The following is a 22,650-nucleotide window of genomic DNA, read 5'->3' on the forward strand; positions in this document are numbered from 1 at the left end:
CGCAGCGTTGCCCCTGGCAGCACTCGACGACGGCGGCAGTCTGCTCGGCGATCCGTCAATCTTTCGTGAAGAATACCTACAGAAAACGTAACCCTTCGGAAGCGCCGCAGCCCTTGTATTCCGGGGCTTTCAGCCGGATTTCAAAAAGTTCGCGGGAAGCTTTCCGGGCGTTTTCCGGGTTCGCCGTCATACCCCCGTATGGCGCCGCCGACGCAGGCGGAAGACAGCAAGCGGCAAGGAATGCGGAGCGCTCCGGCGCCGGTGCCTACGGACTGTTCTGATTGCGACGTCGTTTTTCAACAAAAGGACAGCCAGACCAATGTCTATCCCGCGACCACGGCATTTTCGTTAGCATGCCAAGCTTACGGCCCGGTTCCCACAAGGACGGCGGCCGCCTCCCCTGCTCGTCCCATCCAGATGAGTGCCGTTTCCCCTACCCCCCGGGAAACCCTTCTGTGAATTTCCTCGAGCAGCGCGGTACCTCTCCAGCATGAACGCTTTGAAAGGCCGGGACATCCTGGCGCTTGGTTTTATGACCTTTGCCCTGTTCGTCGGGGCCGGCAACATCATCTTCCCGCCCATCGTCGGCTTGCAGTCCGGCCCCCATGTGTGGCTGGCGGCGCTGGGCTTCCTGATCACCGCGGTGGGGCTGCCGGTGATCACCGTGATCGCCCTGGCCAAGGTCGGCGGTTCGGTCGACGCCCTCAGCCATCCGATCGGCAGGTATGCCGGCGGCCTGCTGGCGGCGGTCTGCTACCTGGCGGTCGGCCCGCTGTTCGCCATTCCGCGCACCGCCACGGTGTCCTTCGAGGTCGGCGTGGTGCCGCTGCTCGGCGAGAGCGGCACGGCGCTGTTCGTCTACAGCCTGGCGTACTTCCTCCTCGCCCTGGCCATCTCCCTCTACCCCGGTCGCCTGCTGGACACCGTCGGACGCTTCCTCGCCCCGCTGAAGATCCTCGCCCTGGCGATTCTCGGCGTCGCTGCCTTCCTCTGGCCCGCCGGCCCGATCGGCACGGCCCAGCCGGAGTACACCCAGGCCGCGTTCTCCCAGGGTTTCGTCAACGGCTACCTGACCATGGACACCCTCGCCGCGCTGGTCTTCGGCATCGTCATCGTCAACGCCATCCGTTCCCGCGGCGTGCAGTCGCCGCGGCTGATCACCCGCTATGCCATCGTCGCCGGGCTGATCGCCGGTGTCGGCCTAGTGCTGGTCTACGTCAGCCTGTTCCGGCTCGGCGCCGGCAGCCATGCCATCGCCGCCGACGCCAGCAACGGCGCGGCGGTCCTGCATGCCTACGTGCAACATACCTTCGGCAGCCTCGGCAGCTCGTTCCTGGCGGGACTTATCGCGCTGGCCTGCCTGGTCACCGCGGTCGGCCTGACCTGCGCCTGCGCCGAGTACTTCTGCCAGCGCCTGCCGCTGTCCTACCGCAGCCTGGTGATCATCCTGGCAGGGTTCTCCTTCATCGTTTCCAACCTCGGCCTGACCAAGCTGATCCAGGTCTCGATCCCGGTGCTCACCGCGATCTATCCGCCGTGCATCGTGCTGGTGGCGCTGAGCTTCTGCATCGGCCTCTGGCATTCGGCGACGCGCATCCTCGCCCCGGTGATGCTGGTTTCCCTGGCGTTCGGCGTGCTCGATGCCCTGAAGGCGGCGGGCCTGGGCCAGGACTTCCCGCAATGGCTGCTGCACCTGCCGCTGGCCGAACAGGGCCTGGCCTGGTTGATCCCCTCGGTCGCCACTCTCGCCGCCTGCAGCCTGGTCGACCGCCTGCTGGGCAAGCCTGCGCAAGTCGCCGCCTGAGCAGGCCCCAGCGGCCTGCCGCTTGTTCTCCCGGCCGAGCGCGGGACATGCCGGCGGGCGGCGCCAATCGCGTCGTCCACCCCACGGCCCGGCTGGCGCCGCCGGCAGCGCTTCTTCCCGCGTTCAGCCGAACGAATAAGCACTATCGAGCAGGATGATTTCTAGCGCAGCGGCGCGGTTGTTAGCCTTTCGACCATTCCCCCAGGAAAGCGAATCCAGGAGCCGGTCATGGCCAAGGCACTCATCAGCGTACTGTTGTTCTCCCTCGCCCTCGCCGGCTGCGCCAGCGACTACAACCCCTCTCGCCCGTACAGCAGCGACGAGGTCAGGCAACTGGCGCTGGAGGACCTGGCCCGGCGCAGCCTGTCGTTCGAGGAATACCAGGCCAAGCGTCAGGCAATTCTCGAGGAAAAACCGCAAACCGCCGTCAGCCAGTCCAACGCCGCCCTACGCAGTACCGCCATCTGAGGCCTCGTCGAACGGCCAAGAGAAAGCCCCGCGATGCGGGGCTTCTTCGTATTCGGGGCTGGGCGGTCAGCCGCAGGACAGGCGCTTGATCACCAGCGTGTCGTCGACATCGATGTTCAGCCGGCGCGGGTTGTAGTCCATGGTCACCGCATCGTGCGGGCGCAGCGCCCGGGCGACTTCCGCTCCGGCGGCGCGGCGGGCCTCCTCGACGATGGCCGCGGAAGCCTGCTTGCCGACATAGGCCTGCACCGCATTGGCATCGCAACGGCCGTCCGCTGCCGGGGTGGCCGCGGGCGCGCTGGCGCTGCCGGTGGCTACGCTGGCGCCTTCGGTGGACGGGCTGTCGCCGTTGCTGCTGCAACCGGCGAGCAGGGCCGCGAGAACGAGTGCACTGGAAAACTGCTTCAAAGGCATACCGCCTCCTCTGATCTTCTGGGATCGCCACCTTACCAGTGGCATGGGTTTCCTGGCGAAACTGCAATCCGCGCTGACAAATTCGCCAGCTTCAGTCGCCGCTCAGGCGCTGCAGTTCGCGACGCACCATGGCCGCGTATTCCGGCGGACGCAGGAGGTAGAGCTGGCCCGCGACCCAGTCCAGCCAGCGGCCGCCCTGTTCGGCGCGGGCGTCGAGCAGGCGCCGCGCCTCTTCCTCCGCCCGTTGCCGGTGCTGCCGATGGAATGCCTGGCGCTTCGACAGGCCGGAGGCATCTCCGGTTCGATCGTCGGAAGTGTCGGTCATGGCTCTCTTCGCAACCTGCTGCACAAGCTGGACATTCTAACCGAGGAACGCCGTTGCCGTTCGCGGCAAGCGCTTGCCTCCGCCCCGCCCTGCGCCATGCACCGAGCCCTCTGGCGCGGGGTTCGGCGACCTGGCACGGCCCTTGCGACGGAGCGGCGGTCATTCATTTCCATGGAGGCAGGTCATGAACAGCATCGGTCCCGCCAGCCTTTCCGGCTGGTCTGCGCGTTACCCGAACAACCAGCGGCAAGCCAGCACCGAGATCGGCAACGGCGATCTGCTGAAACCGCGCCCCGCCCTTGGCACGCCATTGCGCAACGAGGCCGCCGATCCCGCCACGGAGTCCGCCCGCCAGGCCCTGGACGAGGGTTTCGCGAAGCTGAACCTGACGCTGAAGCAGAACCAGGCGAATGCCACTGCCGGCGCCAGCGAAGGCAAGTCGGCCTATGACGAGTTCAAGGAGTACATGCAGAAATCGCCCGCCGAGCGGATGCGCGAGCAGGTCCTGAAGAGCCTCGGCCTGACCGAGGAGGAACTGGACGCGATGCCGCCGGAGAAACGCGAACAGGTGGAGAAAGGCATCGGCGAACGCATGCGCGAGATGATCGCCATGCAGAACGGCCAGGCGCCGGGACGGCAAGAGGACCCGACGCAGGCCGGCGCGACGCTGAACGCCTGGATCTGAGCCAGGCGCGCGCCAGTCTCTCAGCGCTGCCGGGCGACGACGCGCTTGGCGTAGCTGGCGCGCTCCATCTCGCGCACTTCGACGCTGACCTGCACGCCCTCCTCGCCGCCGCCCGCCACCGCTCCGGCGAGCACCTCGCCGAGCACCTCGCCCAGCGCCTGGCGGGTCGCCGCGTCGCGCCCGTCGAGGATCGACAGGCAGGCATGCAGGTAGGCGCGCTCGACCGCTGCGGTTCCCTGCCGGTAGGCCTCCAGGGTGACGAAGCGCGACTTGATGTCCGCCTCGCCGAATTGCCCGGAAGCGAACAGCGCGGCATTGGCCTGCTCCAGCAGTTCGCCGGGGGACGTTTCGAGGCGGAGGTTGGCAGTGGCTTCGATGACGAGATGCGGCATGCTGGCGGGCCTTGCGGGGAATGGGGAGCGGGATTCTAGCGGCTCGACGAGCGATGCGACAGCCGGCCTGCGCCTGCGTGGCTAAGATCAACCCGGCGGCCGCGAAAACCCGCGCGTAGATGGCGCGGATCAGCGCGTCTCGCAGGCCTGCCGCTGGCCCTTGGCCGGCGTGTACAGGTAGCCGGGCGTGTCGCCCGCCTGGCGGTACAGGACCGAACCGTCGCTATAGGAAATCGCGCTCAGCGCCTGGCCATCGGCGAGGCTGCGGACATCGCCGCCCAGCGACTGGACGCTGCTGCCGTCGGGCAGCTTGAGACTGGCGAAACCGTCGATCACCTCGAGTTTGCCGAAGTCTCCGCAGTGCAACGCCAGCGGCCCGGAAGCGGCCTTTCCGTCCGACGATGAATCCCCGCAACCACCCAGCAGCGACAGAACCAACAACGCGGGGAGAACAGCGGGCTTCATCGGGGAGTCCTTTGCGGATAAGCGGAAGACGGGACTCTACCACCTGCCGGGCAGCGGGAAAAACCGCTTCGGCGTACGCTGTCATGCAACGGCAGGCGCACCTGTGAGACAATTCGCCGAATGCCAGGCATCACACCCCGCCTTCATCGCGCTACAGCCACGTCATGACGCTGGCTGCGGCACTCCACGAATGCCCGCAGGATCGCCCCATGCTCCAGATGGAGCGCAGCGGAAAGCCGAGACCGGTAGCAGACCGGTATCGCCATGGTCCAGGCGTGCGTAAGTCCTCTATAGGTAAAGAAGTTGATCTCCACCGCGAATATCACCATGCAGTTCGGCGCCAAGCCGCTGTTCGAGAACGTTTCCGTCAAGTTCGGCAACGGCAACCGCTACGGCCTGATCGGCGCCAACGGTTGCGGCAAGTCGACCTTCATGAAGATCCTCGGCAACGACCTGGAGCCGAGCGCCGGCCAGGTCATGCTGGAACCCAACGTGCGCCTGGGCAAGCTGCGCCAGGACCAGTTCGCCTACGAGGACTTCAGCGTCATCGATACGGTGATCATGGGCCACGAGGAACTCTGGGCGGTGAAGGCCGAACGCGACCGCATCTACTCCCTGCCGGAAATGAGCGAGGCAGATGGCATGGCGGTGGCCGAGCTGGAAGTCCAGTTCGCCGAGTTCGACGGCTACACCGCCGAGTCCCGCGCCGGCGAGCTGCTGCTCGGCCTGGGCATCCCGCTGGAGCAGCACTTCGGCCCGATGAGCGCCGTCGCTCCCGGCTGGAAGCTGCGCGTACTGCTGGCCCAGGCGCTGTTCTCGGACCCGGACGTGCTGCTGCTCGACGAACCGACCAACCACCTGGACATCAACACCATCCGCTGGCTGGAAGGCGTGCTCACCGCGCGCAACAGCACCATGATCATCATTTCCCACGATCGCCACTTCCTGAACAGCGTCTGCACCCACATGGCCGACCTGGACTACGGCGAGCTGCGCCTGTTCCCGGGCAACTACGACGAGTACATGACCGCCGCCGAACAGGCCCGCGAGCGCCTGCTGTCGGACAACGCCAAGAAGAAGGCGCAGATCGCCGAGCTGCAATCCTTCGTCAGCCGCTTCTCGGCCAACGCCTCCAAGGCCAAGCAGGCCACCAGCCGCGCCCGGCAGATCGACAAGATCCAGTTGGAAGAGGTCAAGCCGTCCAGCCGGGTCAGCCCGTTCATCCGCTTCGAGCAATACAAGAAGCTGCACCGCCAGGCGGTGACCGTGGAAAACATCAGCAAGGGCTATGACGGCAAGCCGCTGTTCAAGGGCCTGAGCCTGCAGGTCGAGGCCGGCGAGCGCGTCGCCATCATCGGCCCCAACGGCATCGGCAAGACCACCCTGTTGCGCTGCCTGGTCGGCGACCTGCCGGTGGACGGCGGCGAGGTGAAATGGACCGACAGCGCCGACGTCGGCTATTTCGCCCAGGACCATGCCGACGACTTCGCCGACGACATGAGCCTGTTCGACTGGATGGCCCAGTGGACCCAGGGCGGCGAACAACTGGTGCGCGGCACCCTCGGCCGCATGCTGTTCTCCAACGACGAGATCAAGAAGTCGGTGAAAGTGATCTCCGGCGGCGAGCAGGGCCGCATGCTGTTCGGCCGGCTGATCCTCAAGCGCCCCAACGTGCTGGTGATGGACGAGCCGACCAACCACCTGGACATGGAGTCCATCGAGGCGCTGAACCTGGCGCTGGACAACTATCCGGGCACGCTGATCTTCGTCAGCCACGACCGCGAATTCGTTTCCTCACTGGCTACCCGTATCATCGAGCTGGGCGAGAACGGCGTGACCGACTTCAGCGGCAGCTATGACGACTACCTGCGCAGCCAGGGCGTAATCGTCTGAGTCCCCGTCGCGCAACGCGAAAGCCCCGCATCCGCGGGGCTTTTTCATTCCGGCATGGACGCGCAGGGCCTATGGGGAGCGCGACTCAGTCGACGTAGCCGGCCATCATCGCCGCGCGGGTCGCCAGGCGCTGGCCCTCGGCGATCTTCTCGCGCTGTTCGGCGGTCAGCTCGCGGGGCGGGTGGTCCTTGATGTAGGCAGCCACGTTCACCCCGATGTAGACGATCAGGGCGGCGGCGATCAGGACGTTCTTCGGATTGATGTCCGAGCGCCGCTTGCAGGCTTCGCAGATGCCGTTCTCGACGAGACGGGTCGCTCGGGCGCCGCAGTTGCGGCAGTAACACGCGCTCACAGGCCGGTTCCTTGTGCTTGTAATTGTCCGGCCAATCTACACGCAGCGCGCCGCTGCGCACAACGCGAAAACCCCGCCGAAGCGGGGTTTTCCGATGACGCGGGGATCAGGCCGCGGCGAACTGCCCGGCGATCTGCCGGCGGGCGGCGGCGATGGCCTGGGCGCGGGGCTCCTCGCCATAGGCCAGGCCTTCGGCGCGAACCACTTCGATATCGGTGATGCCGAAGAAACCCAGCACGGTGCGCAGGTAGCCTTCGTGGGCCGCGCCGGTCGGCTGGCCGGCATGCACGCCACCGGCGGTGGAGACGATCACCACTTTCTTGTCGCCGGCCAGGCCAACCGGGCCGTTCTCGGTGTAGCGGAAGGTCTTGCCGGCGACCGCGATGCGATCGATCCAGGCCTTGAGCTGGCTGGAGATGGTGAAGTTGTACATCGGCGCGCCGATTACCACGACGTCGGCGGCGAGGAACTCTTCCAGCACTTCTTCACCCACCGCGACTTCATGCTTCAGCGCGGCATCGCGCAGCTCCGCCGGGGTGCTGCCGGCGGCCAGGGTCAGGGCGGAGAAATGCGCCACCGCGTCGGCGGCCAGGTCGCGGTAGGTGACGTCAAGCCCGTCTTCGTTCTGCCGCCAGGCCTGGACCAGCTCGGCGCTCAGTTGGCGGGAAGCGGAGGCGTCGCCGAGGATGCTGGAATCGATATGCAAAAGTTTCATGTCTCGCTCCTGAAAGTGGGGGATCGCAGTGTGGCGATCGAGTGGTTTGCATCCTACCGGCAAGGCCAATCGACGATTAGTCGGTAGAAACATGACTATTCGTCCCACACATAGGACAATCTGTTTTTCCCCCAGCGGAGCGCCTGCATGCCCCACGACCTCAACGACCTCTACTACTTCGCCAAGGTGGTGGAATGCGGCGGCTTCGCCGCGGCCGGACGCGAGACGGGGATTCCCAAGTCGCGCCTGTCGCGGCGCATCGCCGAGCTGGAGGAGCGCCTTCAGGTGCGCCTGCTGCACCGCACGACACGCAAGCTGGCGCTCACGGAGGTCGGCGAACGCTACCTGCAGCACTGCCGCAACCTGCTGCTGGAAGCGGAGATGGCCGAACAGGTGATCGCCGAGCTGAGCGTCGAGCCGCGTGGCCGGCTGCGCCTTTCCGCACCGGTGGCCATGGCTTCGAGCAACCTGGCCGACCTGTTGCCGCGGTTTCTCGAACGACACCCGCAGGTCCAGCTGGAAATCCTCCTGACCAACCGCCGGGTCGACCTGCTCAACGAGGGGGTGGACGTGGCACTGCGCGTGCGCGAACTCGGCGACGAGGACCCTGCGCTGGTCTGCCGGCGCCTGGCTCCGGCGACCACGCAGATCCTCGCCGCCCCGTCGCTGATCGCCGGGCGTCGCCTGGAACATCCGGAAGACCTCGAAGACCTGCCCTTCCTCGGCGCTATTCATAACGACCGCAAGGTCCACGCGACCCTGATCGGGCCGGATGGCAGCCGCTACCAGTTGGAACGCGAACCGCGCCTGGGCGTCGACGACTTCGTCCTGCGCAAGAAAGCCGCCGTGGCCGGCCTCGGCGTCACCCTGCTGCCCGAAGGCTACTGCGACAGGGAACTGGCCGATGGCAGCCTGGTGCGCATCCTGCCGCAGTGGACCTTGCCGAAAAGCACCATGCAGGCCGCCTACCTGCCGCGCAGCAGCCAGATTCCGGCGATCCGTGCCTTGATCGACTTTCTCGTGGAAGCCCTGCAACGCCCCTCGGGCGAGACCGGCCCGGCCTACCGCCGCGCCCGCGAGTGAGCCGCGCCGTTCAGCCGATCCCCTGCAACAGCGCGGCGGACAGGCGCCCGCCGAGCAGGCTGTCGAGCCAGAACGACTGGTGCAGCAGGACGATGCCCCAGAACACCAGTTGGAACGAGAGCTTGCGGGTCTTGTGGCGGAATACCTGCTGCGCGACCAGCGCGCCAGGCCAACCGCCGAGCAGCTCGAACAGGTGCAGGCGGACCTCCGGGGTACGCCAGTCGCCGCGTGCGGCGCTGCGCTTGTCCCGCCAGTAGAGGGCGAATGCGAGCAGGCTGGCCAGCGGATAGGCCAGCAGCGGCCAGAGGGCCTGTCCGTCCAGGTACATCCGCCAGGCGCCAGCGGCCGGCAGCACGCAGAGGATCAGCAGGACCAGCAGCTTCGCCAACGGGCGCTGCAACGCGCTCGGCGGAGTCGGCGCCGGCCGCGCCTGGGCCCGCGTCACCGGCGCCTGGGCGCCACGGCGGACAGTCGGCGGATCGATGGTCAGCGCGTCCAGCCGCGCCCTCTCGGCGCGCAGGCGGCCCTGGGCATCCTGGCTGGCGAGAAACCACACCTGGTCGCCCTGGCGGGGACGGCGGTCGCCGCGGAACGCGGAGATATGCAGGAAGACTTCTTCCCCGCCGGTCTTCGGCAGGATGAAGCCGAAGCCCTTGTCGTCATACCAGCGGCTGATCATGCCCGGCTTTTCCATATCCACATCCACTCGCTCGCTACCCGTTTCGCGCTGCATTCTAGCCACCCGCGGCGGCCAGACGAAAAAAGGCGCGGCTCGCGCCGCGCCTCTTGCCTGTTCCCGGGCCTCACACCTCGCCGGCGGTGCTCCAGTCGATCAGGTGGAATTGCCAGGTCGCCAGGATCAGCAGGCCGAAGGCGATCCGATACCAGGCGAAAGCCGCGTAGCTGTGGTTGCCGATGAACTTCAGCAAGGCACGCACCGCCAGCATGGCGAAGACGAACGAGGTGACGAAGCCGACGGCGAACACCGGCAGGTCCTCGGGGCGGAACAGGTCGCGGTACACGTATCCGGAATAGACCGCCGCGCCGACCATGGTCGGCATCGCCAGGAAGAACGAGAACTCGGTGGCCGCCTTGCGCGAAAGGCCGAACAGCAGGCCGCCGATGATGGTCGCGCCGGACCGCGAGGTGCCGGGGATCATCGCCAGGCACTGGGCACAGCCGATCTTCAGGGCGTCCTTCCAGGTCATGTCGTCGACGTGTTCGGCGCGGATCACATGCTTCCGGCGCTCGGCCCAGAGCATGACCACCCCGCCCACCACCAGCGCCAGGGCGACGGTGATCGGATTGAACAGCCACTCGTGGATCAGGTCGGCGAACAGGACGCCGAGGACTACCGCCGGGAAGAACGCGATCAGCAGGTTGGCGGTGAAACGCTGGGCCTGGCGCTGACTCGGCAGGTCACGGACGACTTGAAAGATCTTTCCCCGAAATTCCCAGACGACAGCGAGGATCGCCGCCAGCTGGATGATGATGTTGAACGCCTTGGCGCGTTCGCCGCCGAAGCCGATGAGGTCGGCGACGATGATCTGGTGCCCGGTGCTGGAAATCGGCAGGAACTCGGTCAGCCCCTCCACGACGCCCAGGATGAACGCCTGGAAAGCAGTCCACCACTCCATGTTTCTCCCCCTTCTACTACTGTCCCGAACGAGCTTTCGTTGTTCTCGGCGATACACTCGCCGTCTTTTATGAAGGCCTTACGACTCCGAAGAACCCGACCAGTTCCCCCACTGCCGAAGTCGAAACCGGCGGGCATGCTACCAGAGCGGCCGGCCAGGAATCTTGGAATTCTTGCCAGCCGGCGTCTGAACAAATCTGTCCGCGCCCGTCCCCTCCGCCCTGGTCTTCGCGAAGCGCCGGATACATTCGCTACAATGCGTCCTCGTCGCATGAGGGCCTTCCGTGTCACCCCTTGAACTCTTCGCCGCTTCGCTCGGCGCCATCGCCGTCTACCTGACCGTCCGCCAGAATCCCTGGTGCTGGCCTATCGGCCTGGTGATGGTGGCGCTCTACGCCTGGATATTCTTCGAGGTGAAGCTTTATTCGGACATGCTCCTGCAAATGGTCTACGCGGCGCTACAGCTCTATGGCTGGTGGCAGTGGACCCGCGGCGGGCAGGACCACGACGGCCGCTCGGTGAGCCGCCTGAACGCCGCGCAGCGCCTCTACGGGCTCGGTGCGGGCCTGGTCGGCAGCGTCGCGCTCGGTTACCTGATGGCCAACCACACCGATGCCGCCAGTCCCTGGTGGGACGCCGGATTGACCGCCTTCAGCCTGGTGGCGCAATGCTGGATGGCGCAGAAGCGCCTGGAATGCTGGGCCCTGTGGATCGCCGTAGACGTGCTGTTCGTGGCGCTCTTCGCCAGCAAGGCGCTGTACCTGACCGCCGCCCTCTACGCCCTCTTCACCCTGCTGGCGATCCACGGCTGGCGGACCTGGCGCCGCGACCCGGCATTGCGCGAGGGCGTCGCCGCATGAAGGTGCTGGTACTCACCGGGCCCGAATCCAGCGGCAAGAGCTGGCTTGCGGAGCAGCTCCAGGCCCGCTTCGGCGGCCGGGTGGTCGGCGAGTACGTCCGCCACTTCATCGACGAACAGCGCCGCGACACCTGCTACGCCGACATCCCCGCCATCGCCCGCGGGCAACTGGCCTGGGAGGAGGCCGCTCGCGCGGAACGGCCGGCGCTGCTGATCCTCGATACCCACCTGCTGAGCAACATCCTCTGGAGCCGGATTCTCTTCGGCGACTGTCCGGACTGGCTCGAACCCGCCCTGCTGCGGCGGCGCTACGACCTGCACCTGCTGCTCTCGCCGGAAGGCGTGGCCTGGAGCGCCGACGGCCAGCGCTGCCAGCCGGAACTGGCGCAGCGCCAGGCCTTCCACCGCGAATGCCAAGCCTGGCTGGAGCGGCATCGGCAGCCCTACCGCGCCATCGCCGGCGACTGGGCCGAGCGCCGGCGCCAGGCTTTCGCCGCAGTGCAAGGACTGCTCCAGGACGGCTGAAGGGCCGGCCCTGTCACGCCAGCGATACACCGCCAGCACAGTCCGGCCCTTGGCGCAGAGCGTTTCGCGACGGCGCCGCGGAAAGCTGTCTCGGCGCTGAAACAGCTCCGGGCGCTTCCCCGGCAGGCTTGACCCCATGGTCGGCGGGCCTGCTGTTGCACGGATGCAACACTGTCCGCCAGGTTCCCCCGGCGCTCACCTCCAAGCCCTTGATTGACAAGGAAAACGCAAAACCGGCACGCCCCATGCTCGCTCCCTGCCAACGCTGATTAGGGCTCAGCGCCAACGAAGGAAGCGCCATCATGTCGGGGAGTTCGCTACGCATCGTCGTTCCAGCGCTGCTGGTCATCGTCGGCTCCGTGCCGGTGAGCCTCCCCGCGCATGCGGCGGACGGTACGATCGTCGTCCAGCGCCAGGTCCAGCCACGGGTCGCCTACCGTCCGAGCATGGTGCCCGACCCACATCCCACCGTCGTCGACACCAACGTCTCCGCCGAGGTCAACGCCCTCGCCAACGGGGCGGCCAGCGGCAATACCGTGAGCCGCGAACTGGGCGATGCCGACTTCGCCATCGTGACCAGCGGTTCCGGGATTCGCAGCATGATTCTCACCGGAAGCGCCCTGCCGGGTTTCGCCAGCCAGCCGGCGAACCCGGCGACGGTCCAGGCCGTCGGCAACCTCGGCACCACCCACGGCGCGGGAGGCGGCGCCGGCGCAGGCCTCGCCGGGCAGATCAACGGCAGCCTCAAGCAGGGCCTGGCACCGCTGCAGATGCTCGGGGGTGGTCAATGAAGCGCCTGTCCGCCCTCCTCCTCGCCTTCGCCTGTATCGCGTCGCTCCAGGCCGACCCGCTGGCCTCACGCAATCGCGCCAGCATCGATGACAGCGGCACCTACCGCGGCAACTTCGCCCTCAACCAGGCCGCCGGCGACGCCCAGCAACAGAGCAACGTTCGTGTCGTCGCGGTAGGCTCCGCGGCCCTCGTCGGCAGCGACCAGCGCCAGCATCTGCAACTCGACGCCAGCCAGCCGATCGCAGCCAGCGCCAGCATCTCGGGGGCGGCGCTGCGCGGCAGCGGCATCCTCGGCGTCAACCAGGGCGCCGGCCTCGGCAACCAACAGATCAACGCCTTCCGGCTGAGTCTCAGCAACGGCCCGGAAAGCCTGGATGACAGCGTTCTCGCGCAAAGCGTGGCGCTGACCAAAGTCTCCGGTTCGGCCACTCCGGTCCCGGGGGGACGCAGCGTCTCGACGGACGATCGCGCCTTCGCCGGGAGCAGCGGCGTGGTGCAGGTGAACCAGAGCGCTGGGGTGGGCAATCAGTCGATGAACACCCTCAGCGTCAGGGTCATGGAATGACTCTGCCAAGCCAACACAAGCCCAACACTAAGCACAGAAATGCAAGGAGAAACGCCATGAAAGCGACTATGGTCCTGACCCCGCTGGCCCTGGCAATGGCTGCAGTGCTGTCGGTATCGGCCTACGCCGGAAACGAAGGTGGCTGGCACCCGCCGAAACCCAACCCGCAGTCGAACAACAAGGGCGGAGCCACGGCCCTGGTGGTGGATACGCAGCAGAACTACAACAACAAGGTCAGCAACTTCGGCACGCTGAACAATGCCTCGGTGAGCGGCTCGATCAAGGATGCCTCGGGCAACGTCGGGGTCAACGTCGCCGCCGGCGACAACAACCAGCAGGCCAACGCCGCCGCGCTGGCCAGCGCCGACGCCAGCTTCGTGTTCGGCACCGCGACCGCCAGCACCAGCGTGCTGCAGAGCGGCTACGGCAATACGCTGAACAACTACTCCAACCCCAACACCGCATCGCTGAGCAACTCGGCCAACAACGTCTCGGGCAACCTGGGCGTGAACGTCGCCGCCGGCAACTTCAACCAGCAGAAGAACGACCTGGCCGCCGCCGTCTCCAACGGCCAGTACAGCACTGCCGGTAGCGCCGCGTCGCAGACCTCCACCGGCAACACCACCGTCAACAGCGCCAACTACGCCTATGGCGGCACCTACGTGTCGCTGAAGCTGAACGCCGACGGCAGCTACAAGGGCACCTCCGACCAGATCGGCGACGTCTACCTCGACACCTGGGAAGGCCAGACCCATCCGGGCGGCAGCAATACCGGCCACATCGACGTGGACAGCCAGGCCCAGGGCGCCAAGGACCTGAACCACGACGGCGGCGCGTTCGCCTTCAAGGAAAAGGGCGACGTCGACCTGAAAGGCACGGTGTCCGGCTTCATCCCGGCGATCGTCGGCTTCAAGACCCCGGTCACCAACAACGCCAGCCTGAGCAACTCGTTGCAGAACGTCTCGGGCAACGTCGGGGTGAACATCGCCGCCGGTGGCGGCAACCAGCAGAGCAACTCCCTGTCCATCGCCGCCGGTTGCAGCAGCTGCCCGGCCGGTGGCGAGAGCCTTGGCTTCTGATCCTGGCCCAGGGGTTCCGGCGCCAGCCGGAACCCTTTTCCATCCGACACAGGAACCGGCCATGCGCACGCTCATCCTTTCCCTGCTGCTGCTCGTCGACCTCACCGCCCAGGCGGCGACCCTCGGCTTTCCCGCCCTGCCCGGCGGCGGCCTGGTCTACAAGCAGGTGCAGAGCATCCGCGAGCGGCGCTTCGCCGACCTGGTCGAGCAGAAGACCGATTTCAGCTGCGGCGCCGCGGCCCTCGCGACCATCCTGGAGAAGGCCTACGGCGCCCCGCTCGACGAGCAGGCGGTGATCCAGGGCATGCTCGCCCACGCCGACCCGGAGATCGTCCGCACCCAGGGCTTCTCCATGCTCGACATGAAGCGCTACGTCGAATCCATGGGCATGCGCGCGCGCGGCTACCGGATCGAGGCGGCGCAACTGGAACAACTGAAGATCCCCGCCATCGTGCTGATGGAAATCCGCGGCTACAAGCACTTCGTCGTCCTGCAACGCACCCAGGGCGAGTACGTGTACGTGGGTGACCCGGCGCTGGGGCACAAACGCTACGCGCTGACAGAGTTCGCCAAGGGCTGGAACGGCATCGTCTTCGCCGTGATCGGCCAGGGATACGACCGCGGCAATCCGCTGCTGACGCCGCCCGAACCGCTGACCGCGCGCAATCGCCTGGACCGCTTCAAACCGGTCAGGGACGCCGAACTGATGGAGTTCGGCTTCATCCAGAGCGATTTCTTCTGATCGCAGGAGCCGGATGCTCCGGGAGCACGCCATGTACACGCACCACTGCTTCGTCCTCGCCTGCTGCCTGGGCGCTGCGCTGCCCGCCCCCGCCAGCGACCTCTTCGCCCCCGCCGAACTGAGCGACCAGGAGCTTTCCCAGTTGCGCGGGCGCTACGTGCTGCCGGGGCGGATCGTCAGCTTCGGGGTGACCATGAGCAGCACCTGGCAGAACGCCAGCGGCCAGGTCCTCGGCGCACGCGTCGACCTGCAGGTGCGGCAGAACCTGGCGCGCCCGGTCCTCAACGTCACCCTGGTCGATCGGCCAGGCGACGCCCCGCCACCCGTCGCCGGCAACGGCCAGGTCCTCGGCGGCGCCGGACTGGCGCAGACCCAGGGGGTCAGCCAGAGCATCCGCACCGCCGGCGACCACAACAGCGCCAGCAATGGCGTCAGCATCGAGGTCCGCCACGGCGAGGCGCCGCCGCCACTGCCGGGCGGCACGCCGCTGGAAGGTGCGCTCGCCCTCAGCGGCGAGACCGGCACGGTCAAGGTCACGCCGAACGGCGGCGCCCTGCAACTGGCGATCCAGGCCAGCGGCCAGGGCGCCAGCCTGCAAAGCCTCGGCGCCGGCGGCCTGGTGCAGAGCGTGGCGCTCAGCGGAAACCGCAACCTGGTGCAGAACCTAGCGGCGCTCGAGGTGATGCTCAAGGACCGGCCGGGCGCCGATCCGGCACTGAATTGCGCCTGGGAGCAATTGCGCGCGCTGCGCCCCAGCGGCTACTGAAAGTTGATCTAGTCTGAAATCACTGTGCTATCGGAAGGCCATAAAAACGGAACGGCAAACATGACCCAGACACTCTCGCTGCGAGCTGTCCTCTGCGCCACCACCCTGGTTTCCCCGTTCCTGGCGCAGGCCGCGACGGAATCCGAGGTCGAGGCGCTGAAGAAGGAACTCCTGGAGCTGCGCCAACGCTACGAGGCCCAGCAGAACGCCCTGATGGTCCTCGAACAGCGCGTGCGCCAGGTCGAGGCGCAACCCCAGGCGCCGCAGCCGCAACGCCTGGTCAAGTCGATCCAGCCGCCGGCGCAGGCGCGCAACGACGCCAACGCGGTCGCCGGCACCTACGGCGCCAGCCTCAAGGACGATGGCGCGCCCGCGCCCAGCGTGGAAAACATCTACCAGGACGCCAGCGGCTTCTTCGGCGGCGGCACCTTCAGCCTGGAGACCGGCCTCACCTACAGCCACTACGACACCCGCCAGTTGTTCCTCAACGGCTTCCTGGCGCTGGACTCGATCTTCCTCGGCAACATCGGCGTGGACCAGATCGATGCCGACATCTGGACCCTCGACCTGACCGGCCGCTACAACTGGAACCAGCGCTGGCAGGTGGATATCAACGCCCCGGTGGTCTATCGCGAATCGACCTACCAGTCCGCCGGCGCCGGCGGCTCGACCTCGCAGATCACCGAGAAATCGGTGACCGGCGACCCACGCCTGGGCGACGTCAGCTTCGGCGTCGCCTACAAGTTCCTCGACGAAAGCGAGAGCACCCCGGACGCGGTGGTCAGCCTGCGGGTCAAGGCGCCCACCGGCAAGGATCCCTACGGCATCAAGCTGAAGCAGGTACCGGGCAACAACAACCTCAACGTGCCCGACGACCTGCCCACCGGCAACGGCGTCTGGTCGATCACCCCGGGCATCTCGCTGGTGAAGACGGTGGACCCGGCGGTGCTGTTCGGCAGCCTGTCGTATACCTACAACTTCGAAGAGTCGTTCGACGACATCAACCCGCAGCAAGGCGTGAAGACCGGCGGCAAGGTCAAGCTCGGCAACTGGTTCCAACTCGGCGTCGGCGTGGCCTTCGCGCTGAACGAGAAGATGAGCATGTCGTTCTCCTTCTCAGAGCTGATCAGCCAGAAGAGCAAGGTCAAGCAGGACGGCCAGAGCTGGCAGACCGTCAGCGGCAGCGACGCCAACGCCGGCTACTTCGGCCTGGGCATGACCTATGCGGTGAGCAACAGGTTCAGCATCGTGCCCAGCCTGTCCATCGGCATCACTCCGGACGCGCCGGACTTTACCTTCGGCGTGAAATTCCCCTACTACTTCTGAGGGGCCACCGTTCGAGCCTGGGCATGCCCTACCCCTCGAAGGGATGCGTGAGCCTGGGAGCGATCCTCGCCTAGCTGCGCATGCGCAGGGCGGATAACGCCGCAGGCGTTATCCGCCGGTAGCAACGGCACCGTCCCTCTCAAGCCTCGCCAGCGAGCGCCCGCTCGACTTCCTCGCGCGAGGGGATCGAGGTCTGCGCGCCGAGGCGGGTCACCGAGATCGCCGCGGCGGCCTGGCCGAAACGGATCGCCGCCGCCTCGTCGAGGCCGCGCGCAAGGGCCGCGGCGAAGCCACCGACGAAGGTGTCGCCGGCCGCCGTGGTATCCAGCGCCTTGACCCGCGCCACCGGGAAATGCTCGACCCGCCCCTCGCCCACCAGCAGGGCGCCCTGGGCGCCGAGGGTGATGATCACCCTGCCGGCGCCCATTTCGCGCAGGCGCTCGGCGGCACGCCCGGCGCTCTCCAGGGAGTCCACCGGCAGGCGGCAGAGCAGTTCGCTTTCGGTCTCGTTGGGGACCAGGTAGTCCACCAGCGGCAGCCAGTCCGCCGGCACGTCGCGGGTGGCCGGCGCCGGGTTGAGGATCACCGTCTTGCCCAGCGCATGGGCCCGGCGCAGCACATGGCCAACCGTCTCCAGCGGGCTTTCCAGCTGGCAGACCACCACCTGCGCCTGCTCCAGCAAGTGTTCGTGGCGCGCCAGCACGGCCGGCGACAGGTGGCCGTTGCCGCCGGCGACGATGACGATGGCGTTCTGGCTGCTGTCGTCGACCACGATCAGCGCCACCCCGCTGGACTCCCCGGCCACCCGCTCGACGCCCTGGCAGTCGATGCCCTCGGCCTGCAGCGCGCGGTACAGCTGGTCGCCGTAGGCATCGTCGCCAAGGCAGCCGATCATCGCCACCCCAGCGCCGAGACGCGCCGCGGCGACCGCCTGGTTGGCGCCCTTGCCGCCGGGAATGGTGGTGAAGGACTGCCCGGCGAGGGTCTCGCCGCCCCGTGGCAGGCGCGGCGCGCGCACTACCAGGTCCATGTTCAGGCTGCCCACCACCAGTACTTTCGCTTGCATCGTTGCGTCCTTGTTCCAGCCTCTCTCTAGCGAGGGCGCCCCCGGCGCCCGGTTCAGACCCGCACCAGCGGCGGCGCGGTGGATTCGCGCAGGACCAGCGCCGGCGCCACCACCCGCCGCTGCATCGGCTCCTCGCGCTCGGCGATGCGTTGCAGCAGCAATTGCGCAGCGATCTCGCCAAGCAGACGGATCGACTGGCCCACGGTGGTCAAGGCGGGAAACACGAAGCGGCTCAGCTCGATATCGTCGAAGCCGATCACCGACAGTTCGTGCGGCACCCTGATATTCAGCTCGGCCGCGGCGCGCAGCACGCCGATGCCGATCATGTCGTTGCCGGCGACGATCGCCGTCGGTCGCTCGCCCTCGCCGCCCAGCAGGCCGAGCGCCGCGTGGTAGCCGCCGGGGCTGCTGAACTCGCTTTCCAGCAGCCACTGCGGGCGCACCTCCAGGCCGGCCTTGGCCATCGCCCGCCGGTAGCCCTCGACCCGCAGCGTCGAGACCTTGGTCGACAGCGGCCCGCCGATGCAGGCGATGTCGCGATGGCCCAGTTCGAGCAGGTGGCGGGTCGCCAGGTAGGCGCCCATCTCATGGTCGATCTGCACCCGGTCGGCTTCCACGCCTTCCACCTCGCGGTCGACGATCACGGTCGGCGTGCGCATGTTCGCCAGTCCCTTGGCCAGCGCGCCGTCGCCGCCGGCGGACGCCAGGACCAGGCCGTCGATGCGTTTCTCCTGGAGCACGCGCAGGTAGTTGGCCTGCTTCTGCGGGTTGTCGTCGGAGTTGCAGAGGATCACGCAGTAGCCGTTGCGCTCGCAGCAATCCTCGATGCCGCGCGACAGCTCGGCGAAATACGGGTTGGTACTGTTCGGCACCAGCAGGCCGATGATCGAGGTGGTGCGCACCTTCAGCGAGCGCGCCACCGCGCTGGGCACGTAGTGCAGCTGCGCGATGGCGTCCTCGACCTTCTTGCGCACCGCGTCGCTGACCGGCCGCGTCCTGTTCACCACATGCGATACGGTGGTGAAGGAAACCCCCGCCATCGCCGCCACGTCCTTCATTGTCGCCATCGTTCAGCCCTGTCTGCGGGCGCGATGGCTGCGATAGGTATCCAGCACCACCGCTACCACGATCACCGCCCCGGTAATGATTCGTTTGGTCGGCTCCGACGCACCGATCTGCGCCAGCCCCGCCGCCAATACGGAAATGATCAGCACGCCGAAGAAGGTGCTGACCACCGAACCTCGCCCGCCCATCAGGCTGGTGCCGCCGATCACCACCGCGGCGATGACCTGGAGTTCCAGGCCGACCCCGGCGTTGGGATCGGCCGCTTCCAGACGCGAGATCTGGAACAGCGCGGCCAACCCGGCGAGCAGCCCCATCAGGGCGAATACTGCAATCTTATAGGGTTTCGGGTTCACACCGGCCAATCGCACCGCTTCTTCGTTGGTGCCGATGCCGATCAGGTAGCGGCCGAACACCGTGCGGGTGAGCACCGCCTGGGCGGCGAACATCACCAGCAGGGCGATCACGAAGGCCGGCGAAATGCCGAACGCCAGCGGATTGGACAGCCAGGCATAGGCGTCGCCGATATAGGCCGTGCGCGAGTCGGTCATCTGGTAGGCCAGCCCACGGGCCATCTCCAGCACCCCGAGGGACACGATGAACGAGGGAATCCGCCAGGCCACCGTGATCGAACCGGTGACGCAGCCGGCCAGGGTCGCGCAGGCCATCCCGAGCATCGCCGCCGGCAGCACGCCCCAGCCCCAGCCGAGCGTCGCCAGGCTTACCGCCGAGGCCGCCAGGGCCAGCACCGAACCTACCGAGAGATCGATGCCGCCGACGATCAGAATGAAGGTCATGCCCACCGCCAGCACCACCAGGTCGGGGATCTGGTTGGCGATGGCGAGGAAGGTGCCATAGCTGAGGAAGTGGCTGCTCAGCGCCGAGAACAGCGCGATCATCGCCAGCAGCGCGCCGGCCAGGCCGAGGTAGGTGCCCAGGCCGAAATAGTTGCCGCGTCGCAGGGTTGGCGCTGCGGCGGCGGTAGCGGAAGACGTCGGGTCGCTCATTTCTGGTTCCTTGCGTTGCGTGTTCACGACGTCGCCAGCAGCGCGTCGCGTTTCTTGTAACCGGCGAAGGCCGCCGCCAGCAGCGCGTCCTGGGTCCAGGCGTCGCGCTCGAAGGTGTCCACCATACGTCCCGCCGAGAGCACGCCGATGCGATCGCAGATCAGCATCAGCTCGCGCAGGTCGCTGGACACCACCACCAGCGCCTTGCCCCGGCGGGTCAACTCGGCGAGCAAGGCATAGATATCGAACTTCGCGCCGACATCGATGCCACGGGTCGGCTCGTCGAACAGCAGCACCTGGCAGTCGCGCTCCAGCCAGCGGCCGATCACCACCTTCTGCTGGTTGCCGCCGGACAGTTCGCCCACCGCCTGTGCGGTGTCCGCGCAGCGCACCCGCAGCGCCTCCACCTGGCGCCGCGCCAGGGCTTCCTCGCGGCGCCGGTCGATCACCCCGTGGCGCGCCAGCGCCGGCAGGTTGCCCAGGGCCAGGTTGGCGCTGATCGACTGGTCCAGCAGCAGGCCCTCGCCCTTGCGGTCCTCGGTGATCAGCGCCACCCCCTGGCGCACCGAGTCGGCCGGCGAACGCAGGCTCAGGCGCTGCGGCGGATCGCCAAGCAGGACCTGCCCACCGTCGGCACGGTCGGCGCCGTAGATCAGGCGCAACAATTCGGTGCGCCCGGAGCCGATCAGTCCGGAAATGCCGAAGATCTCCCCCGCGCGCACCTCGAACGACACCTCATGCACCTTGCCGCGCCGGCTCAACCGCTCCACCCGCAGCAACGGCGCGCCGATCTGCCGTGTACCCAGGTCGAAGCGCTCGCCCAGCTCGCGGCCGACCATCAGGGTCACCAGTTGGTCGGCGTCGTAGCGCTCGATCGGCTCGACGCAGACCAGGTGGCCATCGCGCAACACCGCGATGCGCTGCGAAATCCGCGCCAGTTCCTCCAGTCGATGGGAGATGTAGACGATCGCCACGCCGCGTTCGCGCAGCCGCTCGACCTGCTCGAAGAGCATGTCCACTTCGCGCGCGGTAAGCATCGCCGTGGGTTCGTCGAGGATCAGCAAACGGCAGTCGCCGATCAGGTTGCGGGCGATCTCGACCATCTGCTGGTGGCCGATGCCGAGGTCGCCGACCAGCGTGTCGGGATCGATCGCCTCCAGGCCGACCTGGGCCATCGCCTCGCGGGCCGCCGCGCGCAGGCGCCGACGGTCGATCCAGCCGGCGCGCCGGGGCAGGTCGTGGAGGAACAGGTTCTCCGCCACCGACAGGGTCGGCAGCAGGTTCAGTTCCTGCATCACCATGCGCACGCCCAGCGCCTCGGCCTCGCGGCGGCTAGCGGGGGCGTAAGGCCGGCCGAGGAGCTCCAGGCTGCCGGCGCCGGGACGTTCCAGGCCGCCGACGATCTTCGACAAGGTGCTCTTGCCGGCACCGTTCTCGCCGGTCAGGGCCAGCACCTCGCCGCCGAACAATTGCAGGTCGATCTCCGCCAGCACCGGCTGCGCGTAGGTCTTGCCGACCCCGCGGATGCTCAGCAGCGGCAATGCGTCGCTAGACATGGGAAGGCTCCATCGGACGGCTCAGGGCGCGGTCACCAACTCGACAGGCGTCTCGACCACGCCGTCCTTCTCATGTTCCGGGGTTTGCCCGGCGAGCAGCTTGAGCGCGGTCTGGATACCGAACACCGCCTGCTTCGCGGCGAACTGGTCGGCAGTGGCCAGCACCCGGCCATCCTTGAGCATCGGCTTGATCGCCTGGATATTGTCGTAGCCGACCACCTTCACCTGCCCGGCGCGGCCCGCCGCGCGCACCGCCGATACCGCGCCGAGGGCCATGCTGTCGTTGCCGGCGAGCAGCGCCTTGAGGTCCGGATGCTCGTTGAGCATCGCCGAAGCCACCGCGTTGCCCTTCTCGATTTCCCAGTTGCCCGACTGCAAGGAGACGATCTTCATCCCCGCCGCGTCCATCGCATCCTTGAAACCGGCAGTGCGCTGCTGGGCATTGGTGGTCGTGGAGACCCCTTCGATGATGCCGACCTCGTCGCCGGCCTTCAGTCGCTTCGCCAGGTACTCGCCGACCAGCCGCGCGCCCTTGCGGTTGTCGGGACCGACGAAGGGCACGCCGATCTTCTTCGCCTGCAGCACCTGCGGGTCGAAGCGGTTGTCGATGTTGACCACCACGATGCCGGCGTCCAGCGCTTTCTTCACCACCGGCACCAGCGCCTTGGAATCGGCCGGCGCGATCACCAGTGCGTCGACCCCGGACACGATCATCTGCTCGACGATGCGGATCTGGCTGGAGGTATCGGTCTCGTCCTTGATGCCGTTGGAAACCAGTTCGAACCGGTCGGCATGCTCCTTCTGGTAGGCCTTGGCGCCGTCCTCCATGGTCAGGAAGAACTCGTTCGCCAGCGACTTCATCACCAGCGCGATCCTGGGCTTCTCGGGAGTTTCCGCGTGGACGGCGGACAGGGGCAGGAACGAGGAACAGGCAGTCAGCACAACGGCAGCCAACAGGCGCCGGGAAGCGACCCGCTTCATGGTGTATCCTCCAGCTTTTCTTATCGTTGTATTGAGGCTTTTCCAGGAGATTATCCAGACGCAAACGTTTGCGTTAGGTGAATATGCGTCGA

At 67.2% G+C, this 22,650-nt stretch carries 26 protein-coding genes; 13 read left to right on the forward strand and 13 right to left on the reverse strand.

Going from position 1 to position 22,650, the window contains the following annotated elements:
- Positions 1 to 490: 490 nt before the first annotated feature.
- Positions 491 to 1,804: a branched-chain amino acid transport system II carrier protein gene (gene brnQ, locus FHW81_RS18480; protein WP_003113469.1), complete on the forward strand. Its 1,314-nt coding sequence runs from the start codon at positions 491 to 493 to the stop codon at positions 1,802 to 1,804.
- Between the two features lie 228 nt (positions 1,805 to 2,032).
- Complete coding sequence (locus tag FHW81_RS18485; RefSeq protein ID WP_003088496.1) at positions 2,033 to 2,272, forward strand: hypothetical protein; 240 nt, start codon at positions 2,033 to 2,035, stop codon at positions 2,270 to 2,272.
- Between the two features lie 66 nt (positions 2,273 to 2,338).
- Here the strand turns inward: FHW81_RS18485 and FHW81_RS18490 are convergent, their stop codons facing one another.
- On the reverse strand, positions 2,339 to 2,686 hold the full coding sequence (locus FHW81_RS18490) for an I78 family peptidase inhibitor (protein ID WP_003088494.1): 348 nt from the start codon (positions 2,684 to 2,686) through the stop codon (positions 2,339 to 2,341).
- Between the two features lie 91 nt (positions 2,687 to 2,777).
- The gene (locus tag FHW81_RS18495; protein ID WP_003450286.1) at positions 2,778 to 3,011 is read right to left on the reverse strand and encodes a hypothetical protein; all 234 of its coding nucleotides are present in this window, start codon (positions 3,009 to 3,011) and stop codon (positions 2,778 to 2,780) included.
- A 184-nt stretch (positions 3,012 to 3,195) separates the two neighbouring features.
- Here FHW81_RS18495 and FHW81_RS18500 point away from each other — a divergent pair, with 184 nt between their 5' ends.
- Positions 3,196 to 3,696 (forward strand): hypothetical protein, encoded by a 501-nt coding sequence (locus FHW81_RS18500; RefSeq protein WP_003139775.1) that lies wholly within the window; start codon positions 3,196 to 3,198, stop codon positions 3,694 to 3,696.
- 20 nt (positions 3,697 to 3,716) lie between these two features.
- Here the strand turns inward: FHW81_RS18500 and FHW81_RS18505 are convergent, their stop codons facing one another.
- Both FHW81_RS18505 and FHW81_RS18510 read right to left on the reverse strand, forming a co-directional pair.
- Positions 3,717 to 4,088, reverse strand: a complete 372-nt coding sequence (locus FHW81_RS18505) for a 5-carboxymethyl-2-hydroxymuconate Delta-isomerase (protein ID WP_003139776.1) — start codon at positions 4,086 to 4,088, stop codon at positions 3,717 to 3,719.
- Between the two features lie 129 nt (positions 4,089 to 4,217).
- On the reverse strand, positions 4,218 to 4,553 hold the full coding sequence (locus FHW81_RS18510; RefSeq protein WP_003119150.1) for a hypothetical protein: 336 nt from the start codon (positions 4,551 to 4,553) through the stop codon (positions 4,218 to 4,220).
- 303 nt (positions 4,554 to 4,856) lie between these two features.
- On the opposite strand from FHW81_RS18510, the gene FHW81_RS18515 reads away from it, so the two are divergent.
- Entirely contained in the window at positions 4,857 to 6,446 is a 1,590-nt protein-coding gene (locus FHW81_RS18515) for an ABC-F family ATPase (protein WP_003111315.1), read from the forward strand.
- An 85-nt stretch (positions 6,447 to 6,531) separates the two neighbouring features.
- On the opposite strand, the gene FHW81_RS18520 is transcribed toward FHW81_RS18515, so the two are convergent.
- Both FHW81_RS18520 and azoR2 read right to left on the reverse strand, forming a co-directional pair.
- Positions 6,532 to 6,798: a hypothetical protein gene (locus FHW81_RS18520; protein WP_003088334.1), complete on the reverse strand. Its 267-nt coding sequence runs from the start codon at positions 6,796 to 6,798 to the stop codon at positions 6,532 to 6,534.
- 106 nt (positions 6,799 to 6,904) lie between these two features.
- Entirely contained in the window at positions 6,905 to 7,513 is a 609-nt protein-coding gene (gene azoR2 / locus FHW81_RS18525) for an FMN-dependent NADH-azoreductase AzoR2 (protein ID WP_003088332.1), read from the reverse strand.
- 147 nt (positions 7,514 to 7,660) lie between these two features.
- Between azoR2 and FHW81_RS18530 the strand changes: the two genes are divergently transcribed.
- A complete protein-coding gene (locus tag FHW81_RS18530; protein ID WP_003119152.1) occupies positions 7,661 to 8,596 on the forward strand; it encodes a LysR substrate-binding domain-containing protein in 936 nt (311 codons plus the stop codon).
- 10 nt (positions 8,597 to 8,606) lie between these two features.
- Here the strand turns inward: FHW81_RS18530 and FHW81_RS18535 are convergent, their stop codons facing one another.
- Together FHW81_RS18535 and FHW81_RS18540 are read right to left on the reverse strand one after the other, a co-directional pair.
- Positions 8,607 to 9,329: a DUF1294 domain-containing protein gene (locus FHW81_RS18535; RefSeq protein WP_004343273.1), complete on the reverse strand. Its 723-nt coding sequence runs from the start codon at positions 9,327 to 9,329 to the stop codon at positions 8,607 to 8,609.
- 70 nt (positions 9,330 to 9,399) lie between these two features.
- Entirely contained in the window at positions 9,400 to 10,233 is an 834-nt protein-coding gene (locus FHW81_RS18540) for an undecaprenyl-diphosphate phosphatase (protein WP_003113476.1), read from the reverse strand.
- Positions 10,234 to 10,516: 283 nt separating this feature from the next.
- Here FHW81_RS18540 and pnuC point away from each other — a divergent pair, with 283 nt between their 5' ends.
- The 8 genes from pnuC (at position 10,517) to FHW81_RS18580 (ending at position 16,886) form a co-directional block, all read left to right on the forward strand.
- The gene (gene pnuC / locus FHW81_RS18545; RefSeq protein WP_003088324.1) at positions 10,517 to 11,092 is read left to right on the forward strand and encodes a nicotinamide riboside transporter PnuC; all 576 of its coding nucleotides are present in this window, start codon (positions 10,517 to 10,519) and stop codon (positions 11,090 to 11,092) included.
- The gene (locus tag FHW81_RS18550) at positions 11,089 to 11,616 is read left to right on the forward strand and encodes an AAA family ATPase (protein WP_003450281.1); all 528 of its coding nucleotides are present in this window, start codon (positions 11,089 to 11,091) and stop codon (positions 11,614 to 11,616) included. The genes pnuC and FHW81_RS18550 overlap by 4 nt, the downstream gene beginning before the upstream one ends.
- Positions 11,617 to 11,918: 302 nt before the next feature.
- On the forward strand, positions 11,919 to 12,407 hold the full coding sequence (locus FHW81_RS18555) for a hypothetical protein (protein WP_003113478.1): 489 nt from the start codon (positions 11,919 to 11,921) through the stop codon (positions 12,405 to 12,407).
- Complete coding sequence (locus FHW81_RS18560) at positions 12,404 to 12,973, forward strand: hypothetical protein (protein WP_003113479.1); 570 nt, start codon at positions 12,404 to 12,406, stop codon at positions 12,971 to 12,973. Before FHW81_RS18555 ends, FHW81_RS18560 begins: the two co-directional genes overlap by 4 nt.
- A gap of 56 nt (positions 12,974 to 13,029) precedes the next feature.
- The gene (locus tag FHW81_RS18565; RefSeq protein WP_003113480.1) at positions 13,030 to 14,052 is read left to right on the forward strand and encodes a hypothetical protein; all 1,023 of its coding nucleotides are present in this window, start codon (positions 13,030 to 13,032) and stop codon (positions 14,050 to 14,052) included.
- Between the two features lie 61 nt (positions 14,053 to 14,113).
- On the forward strand, positions 14,114 to 14,794 hold the full coding sequence (locus tag FHW81_RS18570) for a C39 family peptidase (protein ID WP_003117395.1): 681 nt from the start codon (positions 14,114 to 14,116) through the stop codon (positions 14,792 to 14,794).
- A gap of 13 nt (positions 14,795 to 14,807) precedes the next feature.
- Complete coding sequence (locus tag FHW81_RS18575; RefSeq protein WP_016561808.1) at positions 14,808 to 15,560, forward strand: hypothetical protein; 753 nt, start codon at positions 14,808 to 14,810, stop codon at positions 15,558 to 15,560.
- Positions 15,561 to 15,620: 60 nt separating this feature from the next.
- Entirely contained in the window at positions 15,621 to 16,886 is a 1,266-nt protein-coding gene (locus FHW81_RS18580) for a transporter (RefSeq protein ID WP_003088309.1), read from the forward strand.
- Between the two features lie 139 nt (positions 16,887 to 17,025).
- Here FHW81_RS18580 and rbsK read toward each other — a convergent pair whose 3' ends face one another.
- From rbsK to FHW81_RS18605, 5 genes are read right to left on the reverse strand one after another with little or no spacing between them, the layout of a single operon-like run.
- Complete coding sequence (rbsK, locus tag FHW81_RS18585; protein ID WP_023091389.1) at positions 17,026 to 17,952, reverse strand: ribokinase; 927 nt, start codon at positions 17,950 to 17,952, stop codon at positions 17,026 to 17,028.
- Positions 17,953 to 18,005: 53 nt separating this feature from the next.
- On the reverse strand, positions 18,006 to 19,019 hold the full coding sequence (locus tag FHW81_RS18590; protein ID WP_003119158.1) for a LacI family DNA-binding transcriptional regulator: 1,014 nt from the start codon (positions 19,017 to 19,019) through the stop codon (positions 18,006 to 18,008).
- Positions 19,020 to 19,022: 3 nt separating this feature from the next.
- Entirely contained in the window at positions 19,023 to 20,021 is a 999-nt protein-coding gene (locus FHW81_RS18595; protein ID WP_003088303.1) for an ABC transporter permease, read from the reverse strand.
- Positions 20,022 to 20,044: 23 nt separating this feature from the next.
- The gene (locus FHW81_RS18600) at positions 20,045 to 21,577 is read right to left on the reverse strand and encodes a sugar ABC transporter ATP-binding protein (RefSeq protein WP_023091390.1); all 1,533 of its coding nucleotides are present in this window, start codon (positions 21,575 to 21,577) and stop codon (positions 20,045 to 20,047) included.
- A gap of 21 nt (positions 21,578 to 21,598) precedes the next feature.
- Entirely contained in the window at positions 21,599 to 22,558 is a 960-nt protein-coding gene (locus FHW81_RS18605; protein ID WP_012614246.1) for a sugar ABC transporter substrate-binding protein, read from the reverse strand.
- Positions 22,559 to 22,650 lie beyond the last annotated feature (92 nt).

Origin of the sequence: Pseudomonas sp. RC10-4-2 (assembly GCF_050433085.1) — a bacterium.
Taxonomy (GTDB): domain Bacteria; phylum Pseudomonadota; class Gammaproteobacteria; order Pseudomonadales; family Pseudomonadaceae; genus Pseudomonas; species Pseudomonas aeruginosa.

Coding starts and splice junctions, on each gene's coding strand:
- FHW81_RS18535 (WP_004343273.1), bottom strand. CDS start 9,329: ATGCAGCGCGAAACGGGTAGCGAGCGAGTGGATGTGGATATGGAAAAG.
- brnQ (WP_003113469.1), top strand. CDS start 491: ATGAACGCTTTGAAAGGCCGGGACATCCTGGCGCTTGGTTTTATGACC.
- FHW81_RS18580 (WP_003088309.1), top strand. CDS start 15,621: ATGACCCAGACACTCTCGCTGCGAGCTGTCCTCTGCGCCACCACCCTG.
- FHW81_RS18550 (WP_003450281.1), top strand. CDS start 11,089: ATGAAGGTGCTGGTACTCACCGGGCCCGAATCCAGCGGCAAGAGCTGG.
- FHW81_RS18485 (WP_003088496.1), top strand. CDS start 2,033: ATGGCCAAGGCACTCATCAGCGTACTGTTGTTCTCCCTCGCCCTCGCC.
- FHW81_RS18595 (WP_003088303.1), bottom strand. CDS start 20,021: ATGAGCGACCCGACGTCTTCCGCTACCGCCGCCGCAGCGCCAACCCTG.
- FHW81_RS18565 (WP_003113480.1), top strand. CDS start 13,030: ATGAAAGCGACTATGGTCCTGACCCCGCTGGCCCTGGCAATGGCTGCA.
- FHW81_RS18555 (WP_003113478.1), top strand. CDS start 11,919: ATGTCGGGGAGTTCGCTACGCATCGTCGTTCCAGCGCTGCTGGTCATC.
- FHW81_RS18530 (WP_003119152.1), top strand. CDS start 7,661: ATGCCCCACGACCTCAACGACCTCTACTACTTCGCCAAGGTGGTGGAA.
- rbsK (WP_023091389.1), bottom strand. CDS start 17,952: ATGCAAGCGAAAGTACTGGTGGTGGGCAGCCTGAACATGGACCTGGTA.
- FHW81_RS18505 (WP_003139776.1), bottom strand. CDS start 4,088: ATGCCGCATCTCGTCATCGAAGCCACTGCCAACCTCCGCCTCGAAACG.
- FHW81_RS18570 (WP_003117395.1), top strand. CDS start 14,114: ATGCGCACGCTCATCCTTTCCCTGCTGCTGCTCGTCGACCTCACCGCC.
- azoR2 (WP_003088332.1), bottom strand. CDS start 7,513: ATGAAACTTTTGCATATCGATTCCAGCATCCTCGGCGACGCCTCCGCT.
- FHW81_RS18605 (WP_012614246.1), bottom strand. CDS start 22,558: ATGAAGCGGGTCGCTTCCCGGCGCCTGTTGGCTGCCGTTGTGCTGACT.
- FHW81_RS18540 (WP_003113476.1), bottom strand. CDS start 10,233: ATGGAGTGGTGGACTGCTTTCCAGGCGTTCATCCTGGGCGTCGTGGAG.
- FHW81_RS18600 (WP_023091390.1), bottom strand. CDS start 21,577: ATGTCTAGCGACGCATTGCCGCTGCTGAGCATCCGCGGGGTCGGCAAG.
- FHW81_RS18590 (WP_003119158.1), bottom strand. CDS start 19,019: ATGGCGACAATGAAGGACGTGGCGGCGATGGCGGGGGTTTCCTTCACC.
- FHW81_RS18490 (WP_003088494.1), bottom strand. CDS start 2,686: ATGCCTTTGAAGCAGTTTTCCAGTGCACTCGTTCTCGCGGCCCTGCTC.
- FHW81_RS18500 (WP_003139775.1), top strand. CDS start 3,196: ATGAACAGCATCGGTCCCGCCAGCCTTTCCGGCTGGTCTGCGCGTTAC.
- FHW81_RS18495 (WP_003450286.1), bottom strand. CDS start 3,011: ATGACCGACACTTCCGACGATCGAACCGGAGATGCCTCCGGCCTGTCG.
- FHW81_RS18510 (WP_003119150.1), bottom strand. CDS start 4,553: ATGAAGCCCGCTGTTCTCCCCGCGTTGTTGGTTCTGTCGCTGCTGGGT.
- FHW81_RS18560 (WP_003113479.1), top strand. CDS start 12,404: ATGAAGCGCCTGTCCGCCCTCCTCCTCGCCTTCGCCTGTATCGCGTCG.
- FHW81_RS18575 (WP_016561808.1), top strand. CDS start 14,808: ATGCTCCGGGAGCACGCCATGTACACGCACCACTGCTTCGTCCTCGCC.